This window comes from Sphingomonas sp. MMS24-J45, assembly GCF_044881195.1.
Taxonomy (GTDB): Bacteria; Pseudomonadota; Alphaproteobacteria; order Sphingomonadales; family Sphingomonadaceae; genus Sphingomonas.
In genome coordinates, this window is sequence record NZ_CP173255.1 from 3,581,718 (window position 1) to 3,606,552 (window position 24,835).

The 24,835-nt window shown below is 64.0% G+C and carries 27 protein-coding genes and 1 pseudogene; 14 read left to right on the top strand and 14 right to left on the bottom strand.

The features are described from left to right. Nucleotides 1–96: 96 nt before the first annotated feature. The 6 genes from AB5I39_RS17240 to AB5I39_RS17265 all read right to left on the bottom strand — a co-directional run bounded on the left by AB5I39_RS17240 (nucleotide 97) and on the right by AB5I39_RS17265 (nucleotide 7,030). A complete protein-coding gene (locus tag AB5I39_RS17240; RefSeq protein ID WP_404369671.1) occupies nucleotides 97–993 on the bottom strand; it encodes an aspartyl protease family protein in 897 nt (298 codons plus the stop codon). 16 nt (nucleotides 994–1,009) lie between these two features. Next, nucleotides 1,010–1,489, bottom strand: a complete 480-nt coding sequence (locus AB5I39_RS17245) for a glutathione peroxidase (protein WP_404369672.1) — start codon at nucleotides 1,487–1,489, stop codon at nucleotides 1,010–1,012. A 14-nt stretch (nucleotides 1,490–1,503) separates the two neighbouring features. Beyond that, nucleotides 1,504–2,094, bottom strand: a complete 591-nt coding sequence (locus AB5I39_RS17250) for a GNAT family N-acetyltransferase (RefSeq protein WP_404369673.1) — start codon at nucleotides 2,092–2,094, stop codon at nucleotides 1,504–1,506. Continuing rightward, nucleotides 2,091–2,762, bottom strand: a complete 672-nt coding sequence (locus AB5I39_RS17255; protein ID WP_404374225.1) for an ABC transporter ATP-binding protein — start codon at nucleotides 2,760–2,762, stop codon at nucleotides 2,091–2,093. Before AB5I39_RS17255 ends, AB5I39_RS17250 begins: the two co-directional genes overlap by 4 nt. Beyond that, a complete protein-coding gene (locus AB5I39_RS17260; RefSeq protein ID WP_404369675.1) occupies nucleotides 2,758–4,008 on the bottom strand; it encodes a lipoprotein-releasing ABC transporter permease subunit in 1,251 nt (416 codons plus the stop codon). The genes AB5I39_RS17255 and AB5I39_RS17260 overlap by 5 nt, the downstream gene beginning before the upstream one ends. A 547-nt stretch (nucleotides 4,009–4,555) precedes the next feature. Further along, nucleotides 4,556–7,030: a TonB-dependent receptor gene (locus tag AB5I39_RS17265; protein ID WP_404369676.1), complete on the bottom strand. Its 2,475-nt coding sequence runs from the start codon at nucleotides 7,028–7,030 to the stop codon at nucleotides 4,556–4,558. Between the two features lie 262 nt (nucleotides 7,031–7,292). Between AB5I39_RS17265 and AB5I39_RS17270 the strand changes: the two genes are divergently transcribed. Continuing rightward, nucleotides 7,293–7,763 (top strand): Hsp20 family protein, encoded by a 471-nt coding sequence (locus AB5I39_RS17270; RefSeq protein ID WP_404369678.1) that lies wholly within the window; start codon nucleotides 7,293–7,295, stop codon nucleotides 7,761–7,763. A gap of 69 nt (nucleotides 7,764–7,832) precedes the next feature. Here the strand turns inward: AB5I39_RS17270 and AB5I39_RS17275 are convergent, their stop codons facing one another. The 3 genes from AB5I39_RS17275 to secG all read right to left on the bottom strand — a co-directional run bounded on the left by AB5I39_RS17275 (nucleotide 7,833) and on the right by secG (nucleotide 10,270). Next, a complete protein-coding gene (locus AB5I39_RS17275) occupies nucleotides 7,833–8,033 on the bottom strand; it encodes a hypothetical protein (protein WP_404369679.1) in 201 nt (66 codons plus the stop codon). Between the two features lie 103 nt (nucleotides 8,034–8,136). Next, complete coding sequence (locus AB5I39_RS17280; protein ID WP_404369681.1) at nucleotides 8,137–9,771, bottom strand: CTP synthase; 1,635 nt, start codon at nucleotides 9,769–9,771, stop codon at nucleotides 8,137–8,139. Nucleotides 9,772–9,865: 94 nt separating this feature from the next. Then, entirely contained in the window at nucleotides 9,866–10,270 is a 405-nt protein-coding gene (gene secG, locus AB5I39_RS17285) for a preprotein translocase subunit SecG (protein ID WP_404374227.1), read from the bottom strand. Nucleotides 10,271–10,507: 237 nt separating this feature from the next. On the opposite strand from secG, the gene AB5I39_RS17290 reads away from it, so the two are divergent. The 9 genes from AB5I39_RS17290 to AB5I39_RS17330 all read left to right on the top strand — a co-directional run bounded on the left by AB5I39_RS17290 (nucleotide 10,508) and on the right by AB5I39_RS17330 (nucleotide 18,345). After that, nucleotides 10,508–10,861 carry a MarR family transcriptional regulator gene (locus tag AB5I39_RS17290; RefSeq protein WP_404374229.1) on the top strand — a complete coding sequence of 118 codons (354 nt, stop codon included), beginning with the start codon at nucleotides 10,508–10,510 and terminating at the stop codon, nucleotides 10,859–10,861. Nucleotides 10,862–10,871: 10 nt separating this feature from the next. Next, a complete protein-coding gene (locus AB5I39_RS17295) occupies nucleotides 10,872–11,174 on the top strand; it encodes an SH3 domain-containing protein (protein WP_404369682.1) in 303 nt (100 codons plus the stop codon). Further along, the gene (gene argC, locus AB5I39_RS17300) at nucleotides 11,171–12,100 is read left to right on the top strand and encodes an N-acetyl-gamma-glutamyl-phosphate reductase (RefSeq protein WP_404369684.1); all 930 of its coding nucleotides are present in this window, start codon (nucleotides 11,171–11,173) and stop codon (nucleotides 12,098–12,100) included. The genes AB5I39_RS17295 and argC overlap by 4 nt, the downstream gene beginning before the upstream one ends. A gap of 118 nt (nucleotides 12,101–12,218) precedes the next feature. Beyond that, entirely contained in the window at nucleotides 12,219–13,685 is a 1,467-nt protein-coding gene (zwf, locus tag AB5I39_RS17305) for a glucose-6-phosphate dehydrogenase (protein ID WP_404369686.1), read from the top strand. A gap of 40 nt (nucleotides 13,686–13,725) precedes the next feature. Continuing rightward, a complete protein-coding gene (pgl, locus tag AB5I39_RS17310) occupies nucleotides 13,726–14,445 on the top strand; it encodes a 6-phosphogluconolactonase (RefSeq protein ID WP_404369688.1) in 720 nt (239 codons plus the stop codon). A 28-nt stretch (nucleotides 14,446–14,473) separates the two neighbouring features. Continuing rightward, nucleotides 14,474–16,297: a phosphogluconate dehydratase gene (gene edd, locus AB5I39_RS17315; protein WP_404369690.1), complete on the top strand. Its 1,824-nt coding sequence runs from the start codon at nucleotides 14,474–14,476 to the stop codon at nucleotides 16,295–16,297. Nucleotides 16,298–16,302: 5 nt separating this feature from the next. Beyond that, on the top strand, nucleotides 16,303–17,271 hold the full coding sequence (gene glk, locus AB5I39_RS17320) for a glucokinase (RefSeq protein ID WP_404369692.1): 969 nt from the start codon (nucleotides 16,303–16,305) through the stop codon (nucleotides 17,269–17,271). Further along, on the top strand, nucleotides 17,268–17,876 hold the full coding sequence (gene eda / locus AB5I39_RS17325) for a bifunctional 4-hydroxy-2-oxoglutarate aldolase/2-dehydro-3-deoxy-phosphogluconate aldolase (protein ID WP_404369694.1): 609 nt from the start codon (nucleotides 17,268–17,270) through the stop codon (nucleotides 17,874–17,876). Before glk ends, eda begins: the two co-directional genes overlap by 4 nt. Before the next feature lie 4 nt (nucleotides 17,877–17,880). Further along, entirely contained in the window at nucleotides 17,881–18,345 is a 465-nt protein-coding gene (locus AB5I39_RS17330) for a DUF5946 family protein (protein ID WP_404369695.1), read from the top strand. 27 nt (nucleotides 18,346–18,372) lie between these two features. Here the strand turns inward: AB5I39_RS17330 and mltG are convergent, their stop codons facing one another. From mltG to fabD, 5 genes and pseudogenes are all read right to left on the bottom strand, one after another. Further along, nucleotides 18,373–19,338, bottom strand: a complete 966-nt coding sequence (gene mltG / locus AB5I39_RS17335; protein ID WP_404369696.1) for an endolytic transglycosylase MltG — start codon at nucleotides 19,336–19,338, stop codon at nucleotides 18,373–18,375. 7 nt (nucleotides 19,339–19,345) lie between these two features. Beyond that, a complete protein-coding gene (fabF, locus tag AB5I39_RS17340) occupies nucleotides 19,346–20,605 on the bottom strand; it encodes a beta-ketoacyl-ACP synthase II (protein ID WP_404369698.1) in 1,260 nt (419 codons plus the stop codon). Nucleotides 20,606–20,749: 144 nt separating this feature from the next. Next, nucleotides 20,750–20,986, bottom strand: coding sequence for an acyl carrier protein (locus AB5I39_RS17345; RefSeq protein WP_010186338.1), 237 nt, complete (start codon nucleotides 20,984–20,986; stop codon nucleotides 20,750–20,752). 99 nt (nucleotides 20,987–21,085) lie between these two features. Next, nucleotides 21,086–21,822 (bottom strand): annotated as a pseudogene (fabG, locus tag AB5I39_RS17350) (3-oxoacyl-[acyl-carrier-protein] reductase). Nucleotides 21,823–21,872: 50 nt separating this feature from the next. After that, the gene (gene fabD / locus AB5I39_RS17355; RefSeq protein WP_404369701.1) at nucleotides 21,873–22,808 is read right to left on the bottom strand and encodes an ACP S-malonyltransferase; all 936 of its coding nucleotides are present in this window, start codon (nucleotides 22,806–22,808) and stop codon (nucleotides 21,873–21,875) included. Nucleotides 22,809–22,993: 185 nt separating this feature from the next. Between fabD and AB5I39_RS17360 the strand changes: the two genes are divergently transcribed. From AB5I39_RS17360 to rplI, 4 genes are all read left to right on the top strand, one after another. Further along, nucleotides 22,994–23,359, top strand: coding sequence for an RcnB family protein (locus tag AB5I39_RS17360; protein ID WP_404369703.1), 366 nt, complete (start codon nucleotides 22,994–22,996; stop codon nucleotides 23,357–23,359). A 176-nt stretch (nucleotides 23,360–23,535) separates the two neighbouring features. Then, nucleotides 23,536–23,961, top strand: coding sequence for a 30S ribosomal protein S6 (gene rpsF / locus AB5I39_RS17365; protein WP_404369705.1), 426 nt, complete (start codon nucleotides 23,536–23,538; stop codon nucleotides 23,959–23,961). 13 nt (nucleotides 23,962–23,974) lie between these two features. Continuing rightward, the gene (gene rpsR / locus AB5I39_RS17370; protein WP_010186331.1) at nucleotides 23,975–24,199 is read left to right on the top strand and encodes a 30S ribosomal protein S18; all 225 of its coding nucleotides are present in this window, start codon (nucleotides 23,975–23,977) and stop codon (nucleotides 24,197–24,199) included. Nucleotides 24,200–24,211: 12 nt separating this feature from the next. Further along, complete coding sequence (gene rplI / locus AB5I39_RS17375) at nucleotides 24,212–24,817, top strand: 50S ribosomal protein L9 (RefSeq protein ID WP_404369706.1); 606 nt, start codon at nucleotides 24,212–24,214, stop codon at nucleotides 24,815–24,817. The last annotated feature ends 18 nt before the right edge of the window (nucleotides 24,818–24,835 follow it).

Below are 24,835 nucleotides of genomic sequence, written 5' to 3' on the forward strand. Positions count from 1 at the left end.
GGGTAGCGCTCAATCCACCGATTCGTAAAGTGATGAACCCGGCCGAATGGGACGCGTCGCTCGTAAATCGATGCAAGCTGGGAACCTGCGGCGGGCTTAGTCGCCGATCGAGAAGCCGCCGTCGGCATGGACGATCAGCGTCATCCGCGACAGCAGATCGAAGCCCAACACGCCAGCAGGCCGGTCCGGGATTAACGCCGCCTCGGCCAAGGTTCGCCCGATGCAACCAATCGTCAGCGAGACCGGCCCGACGATCTCCGCCGTCACGATCTTGCCGCCCACCCCCCGGCTTTGCGCAGTACGCAGGCGCGGCAACGCGGTGGCGGCGCTGGCGGGGATGCTGGTGCGCCACGCGCCACTATCGACCAGGAACGGTACGGCGACACTGCCCTCCCCAACCCGCAGCATCAGGTGCGGGCGGCCATCGCTGCGCCAGCCCGGCGCCGCCTCGACCGACGCCCGGGCGGACGGCCGGCACGCGGCCGCATCGGCCCGGGCCATCGTCGCCACGCCGCCACCGAAATCGACGTGCACGCAGCCGTCTTTGGCCAGCGCTTGTGGCCCGATCACCCCCGCCAGCCCGAGCGTGTCGAGCGGCCCGAGCGGCATCGTGAGGACGCGGTCGAAATGACGCAGAAGCATGCCGTCGGGCGTCGCCAGATCGAAGCCAGCGACGTACCGTCCCTTCACCGCGACCCCACCGCTGTCGCTGCCCTTCGATGGCGTGATGTCCAACAAGCCGAGTTGACGGGCGATACTGTCGTTCACCACGACTTCGGACGCGCCGGTATCGAACAGGAAGCGGTAGGAGTCTGTCCCGATCCGTAGCGTTACGATCGGCAATTGCCCGCCGACCGGATGGCCGTTCAGCGTCTGCGGGCGTTCGATCGCGAAAGTCTTGGACGGTGCGGCGACGCCCGCCGATGACAGCAACACAGCCGCCAGCGTTGCCGGAGCGAGAAGCCAGCGCGCTGGCCGCGTGCCGAAACCCATAATCTCGCCGCGCGCCTCAGAGCAGCTTTGCGATGTCTGCTTCGATGTCCTCGGGCTTGGTCGTCGGCGCGTAGCGCTCGACCACCTTCCCGTCCTTGCCGACCAGGAACTTGGTGAAGTTCCACTTGATCCCCTCGGTGCCGAGGAAGCCGGGCGCTTGCTTCTTCAGTTCCACGAACAGCGGATCGGAATTCGCGCCGTTCACGTCGATCTTGGCGAACACCGGGAAGGTGACGTCATAGGTCAGCGAGCAGAAATTGGCGATTTCCGCGGCATCGCCCGGCTCCTGCGCGCCGAACTGGTTGCACGGAAAACCGAGCACCTCGAACGGCTGCCCGGCGAATTTGCGGTGGAGCGCCTCCAGCCCTTCATATTGCGGGGTGAAGCCGCATTTGGAAGCGGTGTTGACGATCAACAGCACCTTGCCGGCATATTGCGCGAGGTCGACCGGCGCGCCATCCGCGCCCTTCACGGTCAGGTCGGTGATTGCCGTCATGTCGTTCCCCAAGATCAGTCGTGTCGGGCTAGCAGGAAGCGCAAATTCTGCTTCACCCCCGCCCATTCGCTCGCGATGATCGAATAAACCACAAGATCGCGCACGCGGCCATCCATCACCTGATGGTTGCGCAAAACGCCGTCGCGCTTCGCCCCCAGGCGCTCGATCGCCGCCTGAGAGCGTTTGTTGAACCAGTCCGTGCGGATCTGCACGACATTGCAGCCCATCGTCTCGAACGCATGGGTCAGCAGCAACAGTTTGGCCTCGGTATTGACCCCGCTGCGCTGCACCGACCGCGCATAGAAGGTGCCGCCGATCTCCAGCCGCTTATGCTGCGCACTCATCCGCATGTAGCGCGTCAGGCCCACGACCCGGCCATCAGGCGTCTCCACCGCAAACGGCATCGCCCGCCCAAAATCGCGCTCCTTGAACGTCGCGGCCATGAAGGCGTCGGGATCGGACAGGCCGGACACGTTGGTGAAGAATAGCTCGGTCAAATCGCCGTCGCCCGCCGCGGCGACCAGCGCGTCGCGGTCAGCAGGGACGAGCGGACGAAGGGTTATGTGCCGTCCAACGAGCGTCGGCTGCTCGCCCCACGAACTCACGCCAGCCGTCCCTCGTGCAACCGGACGACCCGGTCCATCTTCAGCGCCAGCCGCTCGTTATGCGTCGCGATCAGTGCCGCGGAGCCTTCGCCGCGCACCAGGCGCAGGAATTCGGCGAGCACCACGTCTGCCGTCGATTCGTCCAGATTGCCGGTCGGCTCGTCCGCCAGCACCAGCGCCGGGCGATTGGCGAGCGCGCGCGCGACCGCGACGCGCTGTTGCTCGCCGCCCGACAATTGGCTCGGGCGGTGCGTCAGGCGGTGCCCGAGGCCAAGCGCGGTCAGCAAATCACCGGCCCGCTCCCGCGCCTGCGCGCGCGTCAGGTCGCGGATCAGCATCGGCAGCTCGACATTCTCGCTCGCGTTGAAATCGGGCAGCAGGTGATGAAATTGATACACAAAGCCGAGCTTGTCGCGCCGCACGCGGGTGCGCCCGTCGGCGTCGAGCCGTGCGGCTTCCTCGCCGTCGATCTTGATCGAGCCGCCGAACCCGCCTTCGAGCAGACCGACGGCTTGCAAGAGCGTCGATTTCCCCGACCCCGACGGACCGAGCAGTGCGACGATCTCGCCCGGACCGACATGCAGGTCGAGCCCGCGCAGCACCTCGATCGTCTCGCCACCCTGGCTGAAACTGCGCGTCAGGCCGGTGACGTCCAGAACCGAGTTAATCATAGCGCAGCACCTGGACAGGATCGGTGCTCGCCGCCTTGAAAGCCGGGTAGAGCGTCGCGAGGAAGGTCAACAACAAGGCGATCAGTACGATCGCCACCACCTCGACCGGATTGGTCTTGGCCGGCAGTTCGCTCAGGAAACGCACCTGCGGGTCCCAGATATTCTGGCCGCTGATCCGCTGGACGAGATCGACGACGCCTTGGCGGAAGGTCAGCGCGATCGCAGCCAGGATCAGCCCGAGCACGATACCGAGCGACCCGATCGTCGTGCCGACCGTCATGAAAATCCGGAGCAAACCGTTCCGCGAAGCCCCCATCGTGCGCAGGATCGCGATGTCGCGGGTCTTCGCGCGCACCAGCATGATCAGCGAGGAGGCGATGTTGAACGCCGCCACCAGGATGATCAGGCTGAGCAGGCAGAACATCACGACACGCTCGACGCTCAGCGCCTCGAACAATTGCGCGTTCATCATGCGCCAGTCCTGGACCACGCCGCGATTGCCAATCTTGTCGGAGAGCGGCGCGAGAATCTGGCCGACGCGATCGGGATCGGTGGTCTGCAGCTCGATCATGCCGACCGAATCGCCGAGCATCAGCAGCGTCTGCGCGTCCTCCATCGGCATTATGACGTAGATCTTGTCGTAATCCGAAACGCCGATCGTGAAGATCGCGCCGACGGTATATTGCACGATTCGCGGGACCGTGCCGAACGGCGTGGTCTGCCCCTGCGGGCTGATCAGCGAAATCTGGCTGCCGACCACTGCGCCGAGTGCATCGGCCAAGCCGGAGCCGATCGCAATCCGTCCGCTGCCCGGGGTCAGCGAGGCGAGCGAGCCCATCACCACCTTGCTGCCGATCGTCTTGTTGCTGCGGATGTCCGACACGCGCATCCCGCGCAGCAGTACGCCCTCGACGCGGCCGTTATAAGTGCTCATCAGCGGTTGTTCGATCAGCGGGGTGGCGCTGGTGACCCCCGGCGTGGCTTCCGACAACTTCGCAATGTCGCGCCAGTCGCGCATCTGCCCACCATAGGCCTGCACCACCGCATGGCCGTTCAAGCCAACGATCTTGTCGAAAAGTTCGGCGCGGAAGCCGTTCATGACGCTCATCGTCACGACAAGCGCGAAGACGCCGAGCGTGACGGCACCAAGGCTGAAAGCGGCGACGATCAGGATGAAGGCCTCCCCCTTGCCAGGCAAAAGATAGCGCCGGGCGATCATGCGTTCGTAGCGGGACAGGATCATGCCCCGTGCCTTACGGTCCAAAACCGAGGGCGGCAATGGCCGTCGGCGCACCCTTTGGGGCTACATGCGTATTGCGCAATCGTTGCTGGCCTGTTGCGCAATCGCCACAGCAGCGCCGCAATCGGTTCGCTCCGGCCATATTCCCGATGACAAGCGCATCATCGCAACCTAACGGTTTTGTCACTGACACACAGGCAACGGCCGTGGTTCGGGGAATGCCTTCAGCGCCGCCCAAGAGGCTGGTCGCGCTGGCAAAATTGGGGGCTGACGAGCGATCGTCACGCAGGCGTCCGGGTCGGAAACGGCCCGGACGTTTGCTTTGGGCGAAGGCGCACACGCTGCGCGCCGGTCTGCACAGCAGATCGCCCAAACCTGACGGCGGGTGCGAAGCAACCCCGACCGACGCGGCTTTGCCGACCGTCCCCTACCGCTACCAGAGGCAGACGCCGGCAAAGCCGTCGTCGATCGGGCGACGGATCGCCCGTCGGCCGATCGACGCGATGCGCGGGGGCGAACCGGCGCGGACGTGGCAGCGCCTCCGCCTCGATTAGAACTTCCGCGAGATCGTCGCGCCGAACGTACGCGGATCGGCCGGCTGTCCGACGATCAACCCCGTGCTGCCCGACTGGGTCGAGAGCAACTCGAAATAATCCTGATCGAACGCGTTGCGGACCCAGGCGAAGACGTTGAAGTCGCCCTTGCGGTATCCCGCGCGGAAGTTCGATAGGGAGTAGCCGTCGATCCAGGTATAGGCCGACGGGGACGGGTTCGACGAGAAGCGCGAACGATAGCTGCCATCATAACCGAGATACACTTGTCCACCCGAACTGCCGACCGGCTTGTTCACCTCGCCGCCGAATGAGAGCGACCATTTCGAGATCCCCGGGAGGCGCTGACCGGAAATGTCGCAGAAGGCGGGGCTGCGTCCACCCGCGGTTCCAGCAGGATCGGTCACGCCGCCGGGCGCGGTCGCCGTTCCGCCGCTCAGCTCTGGCGGGCACGGCGCGTTCGTGAATCTGACATATTTGGCGTCGGTATAGGCACCGTTCACATAGAGGCTGAGCCGCTTGCTGGGTCGGAAGCTGGAATCGAATTCGAAACCGCGTGACCGGACCTTCCCGGCATTGGCGAGATAGCCGCGAATCACGTTGATCGCATTGTTGTTCACGGTTGCCTGATAATCGCCGATCTCGGTCCAGAAGGCGGCAAGGTTGAGCGTGACGCGGCGGTCAAGGAATTGAGTCTTCAAGCCCAGTTCGAAGGCGTCCACTTTTTCGGGCTTGACCGTCTGCGTGGTCAGATCGACCCCGGTGCTGGTCGAATTGAGCGGCAATCCGGACAGATTGATGCCGCCCGATTTGAAGCTCTTGGCGTAGCTCGCATAGCCATGAATATCGCGCGCGAAGTCATAGGACAGCGTGACGTCGCCCGAGACATTCCACGCGCTGAAACGCGGGCTATAGCGCTGCGGCGCAAGCGTGTTGATCTGGTTCTGGAAGGTCGTACGCGCGGCACTGCCCGCAGGGTTGGCGGCGAGCAGCGCGGCCACATTGTCCGCCGTGGCCACGAACGAATATTGGCTGTTGGCGATGCTCACGACCGATTCGTAGAAGCCCGACTTGCGGTCGTAATTGACGCGAAGACCCGGGGCGATGTGCAGTCGATCGGTGACCGCCCAGTTGAGCTTCCCGAAGACCGCAAAGCTGGTGTTGTCGAAACTGATCGTGTTGGTCGAGGTCAGCCCGTTGAGCACGTTGGGATTGGCCGCATCTGCGCCCGACAGCAGGAAGCGACTGGCCGCAGCACCCTGCACTTGCGAGCCCTGGGTGTTGATCGTCTGGTTAAACAGGAACGCACCGACGGTATAGTCGAGCCGGTTCGTGCCGTTCGATGCCAGCCGGAATTCCTGCGAGAACTGCCGCTGCTGCGACGGGTTTTGCGACACGGTGGTAATCGGCAAACCAATGAAATCGCGATCGTTGGCGGGTTGCCAGTCCCAATAGCGCCAGGCGCTGACCGACGTCAGTGTCGCGGGACCAAGATCCCAATTGGCGACGAGAGAGGCACCCCCGATTTCCTGGCGCGAATTGATCCGCGCATCGAGATCGGTGACGCGGTCGAACGGGTCGAGGCTGGGCGGTGCGTAGCCAAACGCCGCCGCGAGCGCATTATACTGTCGTGCGACGGGCCGCTGGGTAGCGCCAACCCGCGCATAGAATTGCGCGCAGCATAGCGGTTTCTGGACGTTGAAATCGCCGGCCAGCGTAAGGCTCAGCCCGTCGGTTGGTTTATACAGCACCTGCCCCCGGAAGCCGAGGTTACGCAGCCGATGCAGATCGGTGCCGCTTGCCACATTGTCGATCGTACCATTGCGACGCGTTGCCGAACTGGACAGCCGGATGGCGAGCTTGTCCGTGATCGGTCCGGACACCGACGCCTTTGCCTGAACGAAGTCATAATTGCCGATGCTCAATTCGCCTTGCGCCTCGGGCGAAAAGCTCGGCGCGCGCGTGGTGATGTTGAGTGCGCCCGACGTCGTATTCTTGCCGTACAGCGTACCTTGCGGTCCGCGCAGCACTTCGATCCGTTCGACATCGACGAAATCGAACGTCGCCGCCCCGACGCGACCGATATAGACGCCGTCGATATAGAAGCCGACGCCCTGTTCGATCCCGTCGTTGGTCAGACCGAACGGCGCACCCAGGCCGCGAATGTTGATCGCCGAATTGCGCGGGTTGCTGGAATAGAATTGCAGCGACGGCGCTTGCTGCTGAAGCCGACTGACGCTGAACGCGCCGGTGTCGGTCAGCGTGCGTCCACCGATCACCGAAATGGCGATCGGGACCGTCTGTTCTGTTTCGGCGCGCCGCCGTGCCGTCACGACGATGTCGCCGTTGCCATCGACCGTCTGCTGAGTGGGATCGGAGGCCCGTTGACCGGGCTGCGCCGCCTGCGCTGGCTCGGGCGGCGGCGCTGCCGCCGCGCCTTGAGCAAGCAGGATGAGCGGAAGGTGCGCGAGCATGAATGTCCCCTTTGTCCGGGGTCACTCCCCGAGTTGGCGCATAATGCCTACTAAAACGGGGGATTATCACCCGGCTTCATTCTTTCAGGCTCGAAAGCAGGACTTTACCGACGCGAAAAACCGCCGTTTCGCCTCTTGAACAGACGGTGAGACGAACCAGATTCACGCCGTGCGGTGCCATGACGGGCCGCACCGGGCTGATCGCGCAGCAGCGGATCATGGCCCGAAGATGCAGACTCGCTTGTGAATGAGGAGACTATCAATGCGTCAGGTCGATTTGACCCCCTACCGCCGCTCGACCGTCGGTTTCGACCGCTTGTTCGATATGCTCGAGGCCAATGCGCGCCAGTCGAGCGCGGACAATTATCCCCCGTTCAACCTGGAACGGCTGGATGGCGAGCATTTCCGCATCACCCTCGCCGTCGCCGGATTTTCCCGCGACGAAATCGAGATCGTGGCGCAGCAGAACCTGCTCCAGGTGAAAGGCCGCAAGGACGCGCCGGAGAACAACGCTACGTCATTCCTCCATATCGGCATCGCGAATCGCAACTTCGAACGTCGGTTCGAACTGGCCGATTTCGTTCGCGTGGAGGATGCGCGGCTGAATGACGGGTTGCTGACCATCGATCTGGTGCGCGAAGTGCCCGAGGCGATGAAGCCGAAGACGATCCCGATCAAGACCGGCGCGCCGCTGGTCGCGGTCGAGGATGCGACGGAAGCAAAAGCAGCGTAAAAAGCGCTCGCTTGCTGGGGCGCCCGGCGCGATCCGGGCGTCCCTTTTCAGTTGGTCTCAGCAGACAGATCAGGCGTTGTTATCGTCGGCCTTGTCTTCGATCGCACTATTGATGATCGACTCTACCGCAGCGTCACCCAGTCGCCGCGCGGTCTCCAACGCAGCACGGGGCGTCAGAGATACATCGACATCGGCTGGTCCTTGAACATGGACAGCATTATCGCCCGCTTCGACGTCGCTCGCTTTGTCTTGGACTTCCTTTTCACCCACGACGCACGCCCTGTGTTGATCGACATCAACTTCTCATAATCTGTCGATCGACACAAACGGATCATTCCGTGCGTTTTTGGTTACTTAAGCGAGATGTCGTAAATCACACCAGCCGCGATTGCCGGACTGCCGCCCCGATGAAGCTGGCGAACAACGGGTGCGGGTCGAATGGCTTGCTCTTCAATTCGGGATGGAATTGTACGCCGACAAACCACGGATGATCTGGCCGCTCCACGATTTCGGGCAACATTCCATCGGGCGACATGCCACTGAAGACCAGGCCGCCTTTTTCCAGTGCTTCGCGGTACGCCGTGTTGACTTCGTAGCGGTGGCGGTGGCGTTCCGAGATTTCGGTACTGCCATAGATGCTGGATACGACCGAATTACCGTCGAGCTTGGCGGCATAGGCGCCGAGCCGCATCGTGCCGCCCAGATCGCCACCGGCTTCGCGCGTCTGTACGCCCTCGGCGGTCATCCACTCCGTGATCATGCCGACGACCGGTTCGTCGGTCGGGCCGAACTCGGTCGAGGAGGCAGCAGGGATGCCGGCCAGGTCCCGTGCGCCTTCGACACACGCCATCTGCATCCCGAAGCAGATGCCGAAATAGGGAATATCGCGTTCGCGCGCGAAGCGGACGCTGGCGATCTTGCCCTCTGCCCCACGCTCACCGAACGCGCCGGGCACCAGGATCGCGTGGAGCGGTTCGAGCCGCGCCGCGACATCGCTATCGGGCCCTTCGAACATCTCGGCATCGATCCACTCGATGTTGACCTTGACCCGGTTTGCGATGCCGCCGTGGACCAGCGCTTCGTTGAGCGACTTATACGCGTCCTGCAGGCCGACATATTTGCCGACCACGCCGATCGTCACCTCACCCTCGGGGTTGGTCAGCCGGTCCATGATATCGGTCCAGCGCGACAGATCCGGCGCGCTGCCCGGCAGGATGCCGAAGGCGTTGAGTACGGCGTCGTCCAGCCCCTGCTCGTGATACTGCACCGGAACCGCATAGATGCTTTTCGCATCGAGCGCGGGGATCACCGCTTCCTTCGGCACATTGCAGAACAAGGCGATCTTTGCCCGGTCGCTCTCCGGCAGCGGCTGTTCGCACCGGCACACCAGCACGTCGGGCTGCACGCCAAGCGCCGCTAGTTCGCGCACCGAATGTTGTGTCGGCTTGGTCTTCAATTCGCCCGCCGCCGCGATATACGGCACCAGGGTCACGTGGATGCTGATCGAATTGCCGCGGCCGAGATCGTTGCGGAGCTGCCGAATCGCCTCGATGAAGGGGAGCGATTCGATATCGCCGACCGTCCCGCCGATTTCGCACAGGACGAAATCGAGATCCTCGGTCTCGGCCTGCGCGAATTCCTTGATCGCATCGGTGACGTGCGGGATCACCTGCACTGTCGCGCCGAGATAATCCCCGCGCCGTTCACGCGTAATGATCTGCTGATAGATTCGGCCAGAGGTGATGTTGTCGGATTGCCGCGAGGCGACACCCGTGAAGCGCTCGTAATGGCCGAGATCGAGATCGGTTTCCGCCCCGTCGTCGGTCACATACACTTCGCCATGCTGATACGGCGACATCGTTCCCGGATCGACGTTAAGATACGGATCGAACTTGCGAATACGCACGCGATAGCCGCGCGCTTGCAGCAAGGCCGCGAGGCTCGCCGCCATGAGACCCTTGCCGAGCGAGGAAACCACGCCGCCGGTGATGAAAATGAACCGCGCCATGGGAGCAAAGACCTAGCGTCAAGCGGGGTGGCACGGCAAGCGCGCGACTCCGTCAATTGTGGAAAACTACGCGGCCGACATGGCCGCGCGCGAATTATTGAGCGAGCGGCACCGAACCATTGTCGGCAGCCGGAGCCGCCTGATTCTGCAACGCGCTCTGCGCACCGGCCGAGAACGGCGCCGCATTCGGATCACCCGCCGGCGCCGCCGGAACGACCGGAGCCGTTGCCGCCGCACCGCGTGCGAGCGAGGTGTCGATCTTCGTGCTGCGTCCCTGCGCCCCCAGCACCGCCAGCACGATGCTGAGGACGATGAACGAGGCGCCGAGGATCGAGGTAGCGCGCGTCAGGAAATCGGCCGCGCCGCGTGCCGACATCAGGCCCGCCGGGCTGCCGCCCATGCCCAACCCGCCACCTTCGGACTTCTGCACGAGGATGACGCCGACGAGCGCTGCCGCGATCACGGCATGAACGACGAGAAGGAACTGAAAAAGAAACATGAAGCGGGCTAATTCCTTGATGCTGCGTACAGCGACGCCGGGCACATAGGCGAGGTGCCGCGTGCGATCAACCGCCGCATCCAGCCGACCGGCCGCGCGACATTTCGCCACCGTATTGAAACCTGTCGGCATCCTGCGCGTTGGGGCGAAAGGAAAGTCCGCGATTGTGGGGATTTACCGAGTTAATTACGGACACTGACCGTGGCTTCAACCTCCGATCAAGCCCTTTCCGAATGGATGCAGACGTTGATAGATTACGTCCGTTCGGGAGAGCCCGACCTGACCAATCGCCAGATGGCGCTGCTGTTGGTGGTCTACCTCAAACCCGGCCCGCATACGGTGCGAGGATTGGCTGCGATGCTCAACGTATCGAAGCCAGTCGTCACGCGCGCCTTGAACAGGCTTGGCACCCTGGGCTATCTGCGCCGCCAACGCGACGATAACGACAAACGCAACATCTTCGTCGCCCGTACCGCCGAGGGGGCAGAATTTCTTGACGACTTCGGACAGTTCATCGGCGACAGTACGCCCCATACCCCCGCAAAAGGGAACGGCGCACCCGCACGCGTCGTCCGCAGCGCCGCCGCGTAACAGCTTCGCATTGCTGGGCGCATCGGTTCCACTCGACCCGTTACACAATGCGGTACGGCCCGATCTCGCCGACGTGCGTTTGGCCGACCGCGTCTTCGCACCGCATTACGCGGCATCCGTGCCGCGCATCGTGGTCGCGGCGACACCTCTTCGGCAAGGCTCTGACGTAGCGTCGAATGCGTTGGCAGAGTTGGTGGTCGGCGAAGTGTTCGAAGTGCTCGAATTCGCCAAGGGCCGCGCCTGGGGGCGCGCGCCGGGGCATGATCTGGTCGGCTATGTCGATGCCGACGCCCTTTCGTGGCCGGGCAAATGAGCGTCACACTTTTCATCGACGGTGCCGCGGGCACTACCGGCCTCGAAATTCGCGAGCGGATGGCAGGGCGCAGCGATGTTACGCTGATCGAACTCCACAATTCGCGGCGGAAGGACAGCGCCGCGCGTGCCGAGGCACTCAACGACAGCGATTTCGTTATTCTGTGCCTGCCTGACGACGCCGCGCGGGAGGCCGTTTCTCTGATCCGGAACGATCGAACTCGGGTGATCGATGCCTCGACCGCGCACCGCACCGCCGATGGTTGGACTTACGGCTTCCCCGAACTCGAACCCTTTCAGGCAGCGGCAATTGCCGAGGCCAAACGCGTCAGCAACCCGGGCTGTTATCCGACAGGCTTCCTCGCACTGATCCGGCCGCTGGTACGCTCTGGCGTTATTCCGGTCGATTGGGCGGTGTGCGTCAACGCCGTCTCTGGCTATTCGGGCGGCGGCAAGGCGATGATCGCGGATTTCGAGGGAGTAAACCCGCCATCCGCCGCGCACGCTTATGCGCTTGGCCTGGCGCACAAGCATGTGCCGGAGATGCAGAAGCATTCGCGGCTGGCGCATCCGCCGATCTTCATGCCTTCGGTCGCCAACACCTATCGCGGCATGATCGTCGAGATCGGGCTGCCGCTGAACATGTTCACGCGCCGCCCGACGTTGCACGTGTGCGAAGCGGTGCTGCGCGAGGCCTATGCCGACAGCAAGGTGGTCCGTATCGCCGCCGGCGATGACAAAGTCGTTCAGATCGAGGACGATGCCGGCACCGACCGAATGACGTTACGGGTTTGCGGCAATCCCGATACCGGTCAGGCGCGCTTGATCGCGACGCTCGACAATCTCGGGAAGGGCGCCGGGGGTGCTGCAGTCCAGAACTTCAATATCATGGCCGGGTTCGATCCCGTCGCCGGATTGTCGCTTTAGGTCGAGACCCAATTACGGCCGCGGCCGTCGTCGGGTTTCGACCCTTAGCTTACGTATTCACCTTGGCGGCGCGGATCAGCCTGATTAGGGAAGCGCTTCCCCAGGAGGTCGCCTCGCAATGCATGTCCGAACGCCCGTCGCCAAGCTGCTGCTGTTCGGTGCCACCGGAGATCTCGCGCAGCGGATGCTGCTGCCCTCCCTCTATGGCCTGCACGCCGATGGCTTGCTGCCCGACGGGCTGACGATCACCGCAACTGCGCGTTCCGAACATAGCGACGCGAGTTTCCGCAAATTCGCCAAGCAAGCACTCGACGAATTCCTGCCCGCCGACCGCAAAGACGAGAAGGCCGCGAAGAGCTTCCTAGAGCGGCTGCAATATCAGGCGCTCGATGCGACCGATCTCGCGCATTACAAGCAGCTTGCAGAGAAGGTCGGCGACGTTTCGGGCGGGCTTGCGATCTTTCTTTCGACCGCACCGTCCTTGTTCGAACCGGTTATCCGCGGGCTCGAATCCGCCGGCCTCGCCGGGGAAACCGTGCGGATCGGCCTGGAAAAGCCGCTCGGTTACGACCTCGCCTCGAGCAAGGAAATCAACGACACTGTGGCCTCGGCCTTCCCCGAAGAGCGCACCTTCCGCATCGACCATTATCTCGGCAAGGAAACCGTCCAGAACATCCTCGCGCTGCGCTTCGGCAACAGCTTCTTCGAACCGGTGTGGAACGCGCGCGGGATCGACAACGTACAGATCACCATTGCGGAAACCGTCGGCCTTGAAGAGCGCGCGGCTTACTATGACGGCGCGGGCGCTTTGCGCGACATGGTCGCCAATCATATGCTGCAACTGCTGGCGCTGATCGCCATGGAGCCCCCTGCCCGCTTCGACGGCACCGCGATCCGCGACGAAAAGGCCAAGGTATTCCGCTCGCTGCGCGCAATCGAGCCAGCCGATGCGCCGCAGATGTCGGTGACCGGCCAATATGCCGCAGGGGCTAGCGGGGGCGAGATCGTCAAAGGCTATATCGACGAGCTCGGCAAGCCATCGACGACCGAAACCTTCGTCGCGATCAAGGCGCACGTCGATAATTGGCGCTGGCAGGGCGTGCCCTTCTACCTGCGCACCGGCAAGCGCATGACGACGCGGCGCAGCGAGATTGCGATCCAGTTCAAGCCGGTGCCGCATTCGATGTTCTCGAACCGCGGCGGGCTGCTCCAGCCTAACGTGCTGGTGATCCGCCTGCAACCAGAGGAATATGTGCAGCTTTTGGTGATGGCGAAGGAGCCGGGGCTCGACCGCGATGGCATCCGCCTGCGCGAAGTGCCGCTCAACCTCAGTCTCGATTCCGAATTTGCCGGCACGCGCCGCCGCATTGCGTACGAGCGCCTGCTGCTCGATCTGATCGAGGGCGACCAGACGCTGTTCGTGCGGCGCGACGAGGTGGAGGCGCAATGGAGCTGGATCGACGCGATTCGCGCCGGATGGGTGGCGAACGACATGAAGCCCAAGAATTATGCCTCGGGCAGCTGGGGTCCCAGTGCGGCGATCGCGCTGACCGAGCGTGACGGGGTAACGTGGCAGGACGATTGATTTCGTACCGGACGAATTTTGCGAAATTTTGGAGAGTGTAATGAGCGACGACGACCGCGAAATCGAATGGTGGGATTATGAGGATGCCGACGAGATGGCGGAAGCCGTCGCGGGCGACATCGGCTTCATCATCGACAGTGCGATCGATGCGCGCGGCGCGGCGGTGATCGCGCTGTCGGGTGGCAAGACGCCGATCCCGATCTACCAGAAGCTCGCCGCGGCCAAGCATGACTGGAAGCGCGTGACGATCGTGCCGGTGGACGAGCGTATCGTGCCGCTGGGCGACCCACTGTCGAACGTCACGATGATCGCCAAGGCGTTCCTGCCGAAGGGCGCGCGGGTGATGCCGATCGTCCCCAACGCGACCGCCGATTACAAGGCAGCGGGTCGCTCGGCCGATGCGCTGATGCAGGATCTGCACTGGCCGCTCGACCTGTGCCTGCTTGGCGTCGGCGCGGACGGGCATACCGGATCGATCTTCCCCGGCCCCGATTATGACGAGGCGTTGTCGGGTCCGAAGGAACGCCGCGCGCTCGGCGTGATGCCCGACCCGCTGCCCAAGGAAGCCCCGGTCGCACGCGTGACGCTGAGCCGCGAAGCGATGATTTCGGCACGCGCGCTGATCATCGCAGTGACCGGTGACGCCAAGAAGAAGGTGATTGAGGACGCGATCAAGCAGGGTCCGTCGTCGAAGTACCCGATCGGGCGCGTGCTGGCCGATGCCGAACTGCCGGTGGACATCCACTGGGCGGCCGAGTGATCCCACCCCCCTCCCCGGGAAAAGCCGCATGAGCACACTCCACCCCGAAATCGCCGCCGTTACCGACCGCATCATCACCCGGTCGAAGCCGACGCGCGACGCCTATCTCGCGCTGATCGGCCGGGCGCGCGATACCCATATCGCGCGGCCCGCGATGGGGTGCGCCAATGCCGCCCATGCCTATGCCGGAACGGAGGAAGATCGCGCGACGCTGGTTTCCGGCAAGGCGATGAACATCGGCATCGTGACGTCGTATAACGACATGCTGTCGGCGCACGCGCCTTACTATCGCTATCCAGAACAGATGAAGGTGTGGGCGCGGGAGGCGGGTGCTACCGCACAGGTCGCAGGCGGCGTGCCAGCGATGTGTGACGGCGTGACGCAGGGCTATGCCGGTATGGAACTGTCGCTGTTCAGCCGCGATACGATCGCGCTGTCGACCGCGATCGCGCTGAGCCACGGTACGTTCGAGGGCGCGGCACTGCTCGGCATTTGCGACAAGATCGTACCGGGCCTGCTGATGGGCGCACTTCGCTTCGGCCATTTGCCGATGGTGTTCATCCCCGCCGGGCCGATGCCCTCGGGCCTTGCCAACAAGGCCAAGGTCGCGGTGCGCGAGGCGTTCGCCGAGGGGAAAGTGGGCCGCGACGCGCTGCTCGAGGCCGAAATCGGCGCCTATCATTCCAAGGGCACCTGCACCTTTTACGGCACCGCCAATTCCAATCAGATGATGATGGAAATGATGGGCCTGCACATGCCGGGTGCCGCGTTCGTCAATCCGGGCACCAAGCTGCGCCAGGAACTGACGCGCGCCGCAGTGCATCGCTTGCCGCAGATCGGGTGGAGTGGCGATTCCTATCGTCCGCTCGGGCTTTGCGTCGATGAGAAAGCGATCGTCAACGCCGCGATCGGCCTGCTCGCGACCGGTGGATCCACCAACCATCTGCTGCACCTGCCCGCCATCGCGGCGTGCGCGGGAATCGTGATCGATTGGGAGGATTTTGACCGCCTGTCCAAGGCGATCCCGCTGATCGCGCGCGTTTATCCCAACGGATCGGCCGATGTGAACGGGTTCGAGGACGCGGGCGGCATGGCGTTCGTGATCCGCGAGCTGGCGGATGCGGGCTTGATGCACCGCGACCTGCTGACCGTCGCGGGGGCGGACATGACCGACTACGGTCGCAAGCCCGCGCTTGACCCGACCGATACGCTGGGGTGGAGCGATCCCGGCGCGAGCGGCGATGACACTATCCTGCGCACGCCCGCTACGCCGTTTGCAGCCGAAGGGGGGTTCCGCATCTTGACCGGCAACCTTGGCCGCGCGTGCATCAAGGTCTCCGCCGTCGAGCGCGAGCGCTGGGTGATCGAAGCCCCGGCGCGCGTGTTCGAGGATCAGGCCGCAGTGCTCGCCGCGTTCCAGGCGGGCGAACTCGACCGCGACGTGGTGGTGGTGGTGCGCTTCCAGGGACCGCGCGCCAACGGGATGCCGGAGCTGCACAAGCTCACCCCCGCGCTCGGCGTGCTGCAGAATCGCGGCTTTCGCGCCGCGCTGGTCACCGACGGGCGCATGTCGGGCGCTAGCGGCAAGGTGCCCGCCGCGATCCATTGCTCGCCCGAGGCGCTAGGCGACGGTCCGCTCTCGCGCGTGCGTGACGGCGATGTGATCCGGCTCGATGCCGAAGCGGGCGACCTGTTTGCGCGCGTCGATCCGGCGGAATGGGCGGCGCGTACACCCGCCATCGCGCCGGCAGAAGCCGAGGGCATGGGGCGGGAGTTGTTCGGCCTGTTCAGAGCGAATGCCAATGAGGCAGAACGCGGTGCCTCGCCGCTGCTGACGGGAATGGGTTGGTGAACGCAATGAAATTGGTTTCCGTCGATCTGGGCGGCACGCACGCGCGCTTTGCGCTCGCCGAGGTAGTCGATGGCCGCGTGGTGTCGCTGGGCGAACCGGTCACGCTCAAGACCGCTGAATATGCCAGCTTGCAAACCGCGTGGCAGGCGTTCGAGCAGCGAGTTGGCGCGCCCCTGCCCCGCGCTGCGGCGATCGGGGTTGCTTCGCCGATCGGCGGCGAGTTGATCAAGATGACCAACAATCCCTGGATAATCCGCCCCGCGCTGATCCCGGAACGCCTGAACGTCGACACCTACGTTCTGATCAACGATTTCGGCGCGATCGGCCATGCCGTGGCGCAGGTCGACCCGGAGCATTTCGCCCATGTCTGCGGCCCCGATACGCCGCTGCCCGATCATGGCGCGATCACCGTGTGCGGCCCCGGCACCGGGCTCGGCGTGGCGCAGGTGCTGCGCGTGAAGGGCGAATATCACGTCATCGAGACCGAAGGCGGACATCAGGATTTCGCGCCGCTCGACGGGATCGAGGACGCGCTGCTCAAGCGGCTGCGCAAGACCTTCACGCGGGTCTCGAACGAGCGTGTCGTGGCAGGGCCGGGGATCGTCGCGATCTATCAGACGCTGGCCGAAATCGAAGGCCGCGCGATCCAGCAGATCGACGACAAGGCGATCTGGACGCTGGCGCTGGAAGGCGGCGACAGCCTCGCGCTTGCCGCGCTGGACCGCTTCTGTCTCGCGCTTGGGGCAGTGGCAGGCGATCTGGCGCTGGCGCATGGACCGACCGCGGTCGTGATCGCGGGCGGCCTTGGATTACGGCTTAAGGACCGCCTCCTGCAATCCGGCTTTGAACAGCGCTTCACCGCCAAGGGCCGCTTTCAGGGCCTGATGAAGTCGGTGCCGGTCAAGATCATCACGCACCCGCAACCCGGCCTGTTCGGCGCGGCGGCTGCCTTTGCACAGGAACATGCCCGATGAATATCGAAGCCGTCATGCGCACCAGCGCGGTGATCCCCGTACTGGTGATCGACGATGCCGCAACTGCGCTGCCCCTCGCCGAGGCCTTGGTCGCGGGCGGGCTGAAGGTGCTTGAGGTGACGCTGCGCACCCCCGCCGCGCTCGATGCGATCCGCGAGATGAAGAAGGTGCCGGGCGCGATCGTCGGTGCGGGCACGGTCGTCAATCCCGACCAGTTCGCGCAGGCGATGGACGCGGGTGCGGAATTCATCGTCTCGCCCGGGCTCACCGAGCGCCTCGCGCGCCCGATCATCGATAGCGGCGTGCCGTTCCTGCCCGGCATCGCCAATGCCGCCGACATCATGACCGGGCTGGACCTCGGTCTGACCCACTTCAAATTCTTCCCGGCCGAGGCGAACGGCGGATTGAAGGCGCTGAAGGCGCTGGCTGCCCCCTTCTACCAGTGCCGTTTCTGCCCGACGGGCGGCATTACCGAAGCCAGCGCGCCGGAGTGGCTGGCGTTCGATCCGGTGCTGTGCGTTGGCGGAAGCTGGGTCACGCCAAAGGGCGCGGGCTTGGCAGAGGTCGAAGCGCTGGCGCGGGCGGCAAATGGATTGCGCAAATGATCCGATGATACGCCGTGCGATGGAGCGGTGTTGCGGCTGCGGGGGCATCTTCCCGGCGTCCGATGGCCCGACCCACGCCTGCATGGTGTCGAGTGCGGGATGTTGGGCCGCTTATGGCGAAGTTCTGGCCCGAGAATATGCCGATCCGGCAATATTCAGCGCAAGTCATCGACTTACTGTGGACGCCTATGCCGTGCAGCATCCAGGTAACCCGGATGACCGGCGCGCGGTGCAATCGGTGTGGCTCCATTTCGCGGCGCTCGACGCGATCTTTGGGCAAGGGGCGACCCCCGATGCGGCGCGGGAACTCCTGCGAGAGATGGCAGGTCGGACATTTCCGGCGCTTCCGGCGATGCCGGCAATGACGCTGACCGTCGCCGATGTCCGTGCAGATGTCGGATCGCACAGCGCGAGCGTCGAAACCTGCGCACGCTCAGCCTACGAAGCATGGAAACCGCTTTTGGCGTAAACTTCGGTTTGGTTTGCTCAGGTCCGGCTAAATCCCATTTGCCGCTCGGTAAGCCCGCCACTTGGCGACGTTGGCATTGTGCTGCTCAAGCGTATCGGCGAACACATGCCCGCCGCTACCGTCCGCCACGAAATAGAGCGCGTTGGTCTTGGCCGGATTGAGCACCGCATCGATGCTGGCGCGCCCGGGATTGCAGATCGGGCCTTTGGGCAGGCCGACCATCGCATAGGTATTATAGTCGTTCACCTCGCTCACCCAAGGCCCCGGAATGCGGCGGCCGAGGGGCTTACCGAGCGTATGCGGGTAAAGGATCGTCGGGTCGGCCTGCAGCTTCATCCCCTGCTTCAGGCGATTGGAATAGACCGCCGCGACCATCGCACGCTCGCTCGGCTTGCCGGTTTCTTTCTCCACGATCGAGGCGAGGATCAGTGCTTGCTCAGGCGTCGTCACCGCGATGCCGGGCTGACGGGCCGCCCACGCCTTGGCGAGATAGCGCGTCATCACGCTCTGCATCCGCTTGACCATGAATTCGCGCGTGTCGCCGCGCTGGAAGGCATAGCTGTCGGGCAGGATGCTGCCCTCGGCCGGAACCGCGATCGTGCCGGTCAGGCCGCTGGTCTTATCGATCGCGTCTTTAACCTGAACCGAGGCCCAGCCTTCCGGGATCGTCACGAAGCGCTGGATCGTTTTGGTGCCTTGCAGCACCTTCAGGATATCGGCCTGGCTGAGATGCGCGGGGATGCGATACTCCCCCGCCTTGATCGGCGCATCCGCCCCGAAAACCTTTGCAAACAGGCGGAAATTGCTCGCCGAGGAGATCGCTCCGGCTTTTTCAAGCTGAACCGATGCGCTGGCAAGGCTGCTGCCGGGCGCGATCTCGACGGTGATCGGGCGAGCAAGCGGCCCGCGACCGCCCCACATCTGCGCGACGAAGAACAGCGCCGCGATCGCAGCGAGCGCGACGATCAGACCAAGGCACCCGAATTTGCGCATGTGCCGCTTACATCGCCTTCATGACGAGGCTGGCGTTAGTGCCGCCGAAGCCGAACGAGTTGTTCAGCACCGCCTTCACCGACCGCTTCTTCGCGACATGCGGAACCAGGTCCACGCCAATGCAATTGTCGCTCGGATTGTCCAGATTGAGCGTCGGCGGCACGATCTGGTCGCGCAGCGCCAGGATGCAGAAAATGCTCTCCACCGCGCCCGCGCCGCCAAGCAGATGCCCGATCGCCGATTTGGTCGAGCTCATCGACATCGTCCTGATATTGTCGCCGAACAGGCGGCGCACGGCGTTCAGTTCCAGCTCGTCGCCAAGCGGCGTCGAGGTGCCGTGCGCGTTGATATAGTCGATGTCGGACAGCTGCAGCCCGGACTTGCGCATGGCCATCTCCATCGACCGGAACGCACCCGATCCCTCCGGGTGCGGCGCGGTGACGTGATACGCGTCACCCGACAGGCCGTAACCGATCACCTCGGCATAGATCTTCGCGCCGCGTGCCTTGGCGTGTTCATATTCCTCGAGGCACACGACGCCAGCGCCCTCGCCCATCACGAAGCCGTCACGGTCTTTGTCGTACGGGCGGCTGGCCCGCTCCGGCGTATCGTTGAAATTGGTCGACAGCGCGCGCGCCTGGGCGAAGCCGGCGATGCCGAGCGGGCAGATTGCCCCTTCAGAACCACCCGCCAGCATCACGTCGGCATCGTCCATCGCGATCATCCGTGCGGCATCACCGATCGAATGCGCACCGGTCGAGCAGGCCGTCACGACGGCGTGATTCGGCCCCATTAGGCCGTATTTGATCTGCACCTGGCCGGTGATCAGGTTGATCAGGCGGCCATGCACGAAGTGCGGTGAGACGCGGCTCGGGCCCTTTTCGTGCAGGACGATCGATTCGGAGGCTATGCCGGGCAGCCCGCCAATGCCGGCGCCGATCGAGCAACCCGCGCGATATTTCTGCGCTTCGGTCATGTCGAGCAGCCCAGCGTCCTCAAGTGCCTGACCCGCGGCATCGATGCCGTAGATGATGAACGGATCGACCTGACGCTGGACCTTGTGATCGACGCGCTTGTTGGGGTCGAAGCCATATTCATGGTCGGCGGGCTTCACTTCGCACGCGATGCGGCACTTGTAGTCGCTTGCGTCGAAGCGCGTAATCACGCCCGCGCCCGACTTCGATGCGATAAGATTTGCCCAGGCGGTCTCCACATCGGCGCCGAGCGGCGTCACGAGCCCCAATCCGGTTACGACAACACGCCGCATGGCGATCTCCGATTCTGTATGTCTTCAAGAAAACGTGGGTAAAACGGGAACGGCCCCCTGCCCCCGGTCTGTGCCTGGGACGGGGAGCCGTTCTGAATGTCCGACCGTGCGGCTAAGCCCGCGGCCAAACCAAAAGCGGATCGCTCAGCTCTTGTGCTCGTCGATGAAGGTGATCGCGTCCTTGACGGTCGTGATCTTCTCGGCGGCATCGTCCGGGATTTCGACTTCGAACTCTTCTTCGAACGCCATCACCAGCTCGACGATGTCGAGGCTGTCTGCGCCCAGATCGTCGATGAAGCTCGCGTCCTCGGTCACCTTGTCGGCTTCTACGCCGAGATGCTCGACGACGATTTTCTTAACGCGGTCTGCGGTCTCGCTCATTGTATCGTCCCTCTAGATATGGGGGTTTTGGGAATTCCTGAACGCACGTAGAACGCGCGTGTGGGGCTTGCAAGTAGCGCCGATCAAATCGGCTCCTAATCAGATCATCGCCATCCCGCCATTGACGTGCAAGGTCTGGCCGGTGACGTACCCCGCCTCACGGCTGGCCAGATAGACGACCGCGGCGCCGATGTCAGCGCCCTCGCCCATCTTGCCCATCGGGATACGCGCGTTGAGCGCTTCCTTCTGCGCATCGGGCAGCCCGTCGGTCATCGGCGAGGCAATGAAGCCGGGTGCGACGCAGTTGACGGTGATGCCGCGGCTGGCGAGTTCCTGCGCCAGCGCCTTCGACATGGCAGTCAGGGCGCCCTTGGATGCCGCATAATTGGCTTGTCCGGGATTGCCGGTCGTCCCCACTACCGAAGTGATCGACACGATGCGCCCGAAGCGCGCCTTCATCATCGGCTTCGCGGCAGCACGGGCGAGGCGGAACGCCGCTTCGAGGTTAACGCGAATCACCGCGTCCCATTCCTCGTCCTTCATGCGCATGACGAGATTGTCGCGCGTAATGCCGCCATTGTTGATGAGGATGTCGATCTTGCCGAGCGCATCCACCGCAGCAGGCACGAGCGCATCGACCGCCGGGCCATCCGACAGATCGCACGGCAGCGCGACATGATCGCCGCCCAGGCTGTCGCGAAACGCCTCCAGCTTGGCGACGTTGGATCCCGACACCGCCAGCCGCGCCCCTTGCGCCGCCAACGCCTGGGCAATCGCCGACCCAATCCCCCCGAAGCGCCAGTCACCAGCGCGGTCATGCCTGTAAGGTCGAACATTCCTACTTCCCTCAAATCTCTTCGCGAACCGCGAACCGCGAACATCGCCGTCAAATCACCTTAGCCAAAGCCTCGATATCGTCCATCGTCACCACGCTAATGCCGACCGCGTCGGGGGCGATGCGTTTGGCCATGGGGGTCAGCACCTTGCCGCCGAATTCGACGAAACGATCGACCCCCGCCTCCGTCATCGCGGCGACCGATTCGCGCCAGCGGACCATGCCCGTCACCTGTTCGACCAGCAGCGCGCGGATCGTGTCGGGATCGGCGACCGGCGCCGCGGTCACGTTGGCATAAAGCGGAACGAGCGGCGCGGCGACCTGCGCCTCGGCCAGCGCGGCCTGCATCGCCTCGGCGGCGGGTTGCATCAGGGGGCAGTGGAACGGTGCCGACACCTGCAGCAGCATCGCGCGCTTCGCGCCCATGTCCTTGGCAAGCGCGACCGCGCGTTCGATCGCACCGCGATGGCCCGACAGCACGACCTGCGACGGATCATTGTCATTGGCAACGGTGCAAACCTCGCCGTCGGCCGCCGCCTCGGCGATCGCGCGCGCCTTGGCGAGATCGGCGCCGAGCAGCACCGCCATCGCACCAATGCCGACCGGCACCGCTGCCTGCATCGCCAGCCCGCGATGCTTCAACAGCCGTGCCGTCGTGACCAAATCGATCGCGCCCGCCGCGCATAACGCGCTATACTCGCCGAGCGAATGGCCAGCGACATAGTCGGCCTTGTCCGCCAGCCGGATGCCGCCCTCCTGTTCGAGCACGCGCAGCGTTGCGATCGCGTTCGCCATGATCGCAGGCTGTGCATTTTCGGTCAGTTCCAGCTCTTCCGCCGGCCCCTCGGTCATCAGGCGGAAGAGATGCTGGCCGAGCGCATCGTCTACCTCTTGAAAGACCGCCCGCGCTGCAGCGCTCGCTTCGGCCAGCGCCTTGCCCATGCCGACAGACTGGCTGCCCTGCCCTGGAAAAATGAACGCACGCATTCGCTGAAATCTCCTTTGGCCGGGCGGTTAGGCGCGCACGGCGTATCGCGTCAACCTGAACGGGCCGTCGCGGCCGGGACACTTTGTGACCGTTTTGGGTTTGGGCCGGTACGGGTGTGCGACAACCGCACCCCAGATAGGAACCGACGCCGGGAGCATGGCGCCGTTACATAAGGATTTGAACCATGAAGAAACTTTTCATCGCATTGCTCGCGACCGCTGCGGTTGCCAGCCCGATCGCCGCCGAAGCGCAGCAATATCGCAATCAGCGCGAGACCACCGTGATCCGCCAGCAACCCAACGGCCGCACCGTAGTGACCAAGCGGGTCGTGACCCGCCCGAACCAGTATCGCCGCTGGAACAAGGGGCAGCGTTTCGACCGCCGCTACGCGCAGAACTATCAGGAAATCCGCGATTGGCGGCAGTATCGTGGGCGTCGTCTCTACGCCCCGCCGCGTGGCTATCGCTGGGTCCGCTCGGGCAATGACGCGGTGCTGGTGGCGATCACGGGCGGCCTGATCGGCGCGGTCCTGGCCGGCGCGTTTAACTAAGGCCGCTAATCCGGGCGGCAGGCTTGCCTTCTGCCCGGATTTCGCTAAGGGACCAACTATCGGGGTGGGAAGCAGACGCTTTCCGCCCCGGTCGCTATTTAAGTGGAAGACGATAGCCGGAGGGGCGTTTCGCATGGTGCGGGCGTCAGCGATCGGCCAAAAAGAGAGAAAGCAACATGGCTCTGTACGAGCACGTGTTCCTTGCGCGCCAGGATCTGGCACAGGCGCAGGTGGACGCACTGGCCGAGATGGCCGCCGGGATCATCAACGGCAATGACGGCCGCGTCGTCAAGACCGAGAATTGGGGCCTGCGCAGCCTCGCCTACAAGATCGCGAAGAACCGCAAGGCGCACTACGTGATGCTCGAGATCGATGCCCCCGGCAGCGTGATCGCAGAACTGGAGCGTCAGGTTCAGATCAACGAAGACATCATCCGCTACATGACCGTCAAGATCGACGCGCTGGAAGACGGCCCGAGCGTCATGATGCGCAAGTCGGACCGCGACCGTGAGCGTCGTGGCGATCGCGAAGGCGGCCGTGGTGACCGCCCGGATCGTGGTGATCGCGAAGATCGCCCGCGTCGCAACTTTGATGGCGAATAAGGAGCTATAGAGCATGGCACGCCCATTTTTCCGCCGTCGCAAGTCCTGCCCGTTCTCGGCCAAGGACGCCCCCCGGATCGACTATAAGGACGTCCGTCTGCTGCAGGGCTTCGTGTCCGAGCGCGGCAAGATCGTCCCGAGCCGCATCACTTCGGTGAGCGGCAAGAAGCAGCGCGAACTCGCCCAGGCGATCAAGCGTTCGCGCCACCTGGGCTTGCTGCCCTACATCGTTAAGTAAGGAGCGCACCCCATGGATATCATCCTGCTGGAGCGCGTCGAAAAGCTCGGCAACATTGGCGACGTCGTCAAGGTGAAGGACGGGTTTGCCCGTAACTACCTGCTGCCGAACAAGAAGGCGCTTCGCTCCAACGAAGCCAACCGCAAGGTTTTCGAAAAGAACCGTGAGCGGATCGTGGCCGAAAATGCCGAGCGCCGCACCCAGGCCGAGGCGGAAGCCAAGACCGTTGACGGCATCACGCTGACGCTGATCCGTCAGTCGTCGAACACCGGTCAGCTCTACGGTTCGGTCGCAGTCCGCGATCTGATCGACGCGCTCGAGGCCGATGGTCACAAGCTGCCGAAGTCGGCGATCGCGCTCAACAAGCCGATCAAGGCGATCGGCATGTACGAAGTGAAGGTTGCGCTGCATCCGGAAGTTTCGGTGACGATCAAGGTCAACGTCGCACGCTCGCCGGAAGAGGCGAAGATGCAGGCCGATGGCGTTAACGTCATGGAAGCCATGTTCGAAAAGGATGAGGCCGGCTTCGTCGAGGCGTACGATCCGAATGCCGAGCCCGGCGCGACTGCCGAAGTCGGCGCTGGTGACAATCAGGCCGAGGCACAGCCTGAAGCCTGAGCGTTACCGCCGCTACAA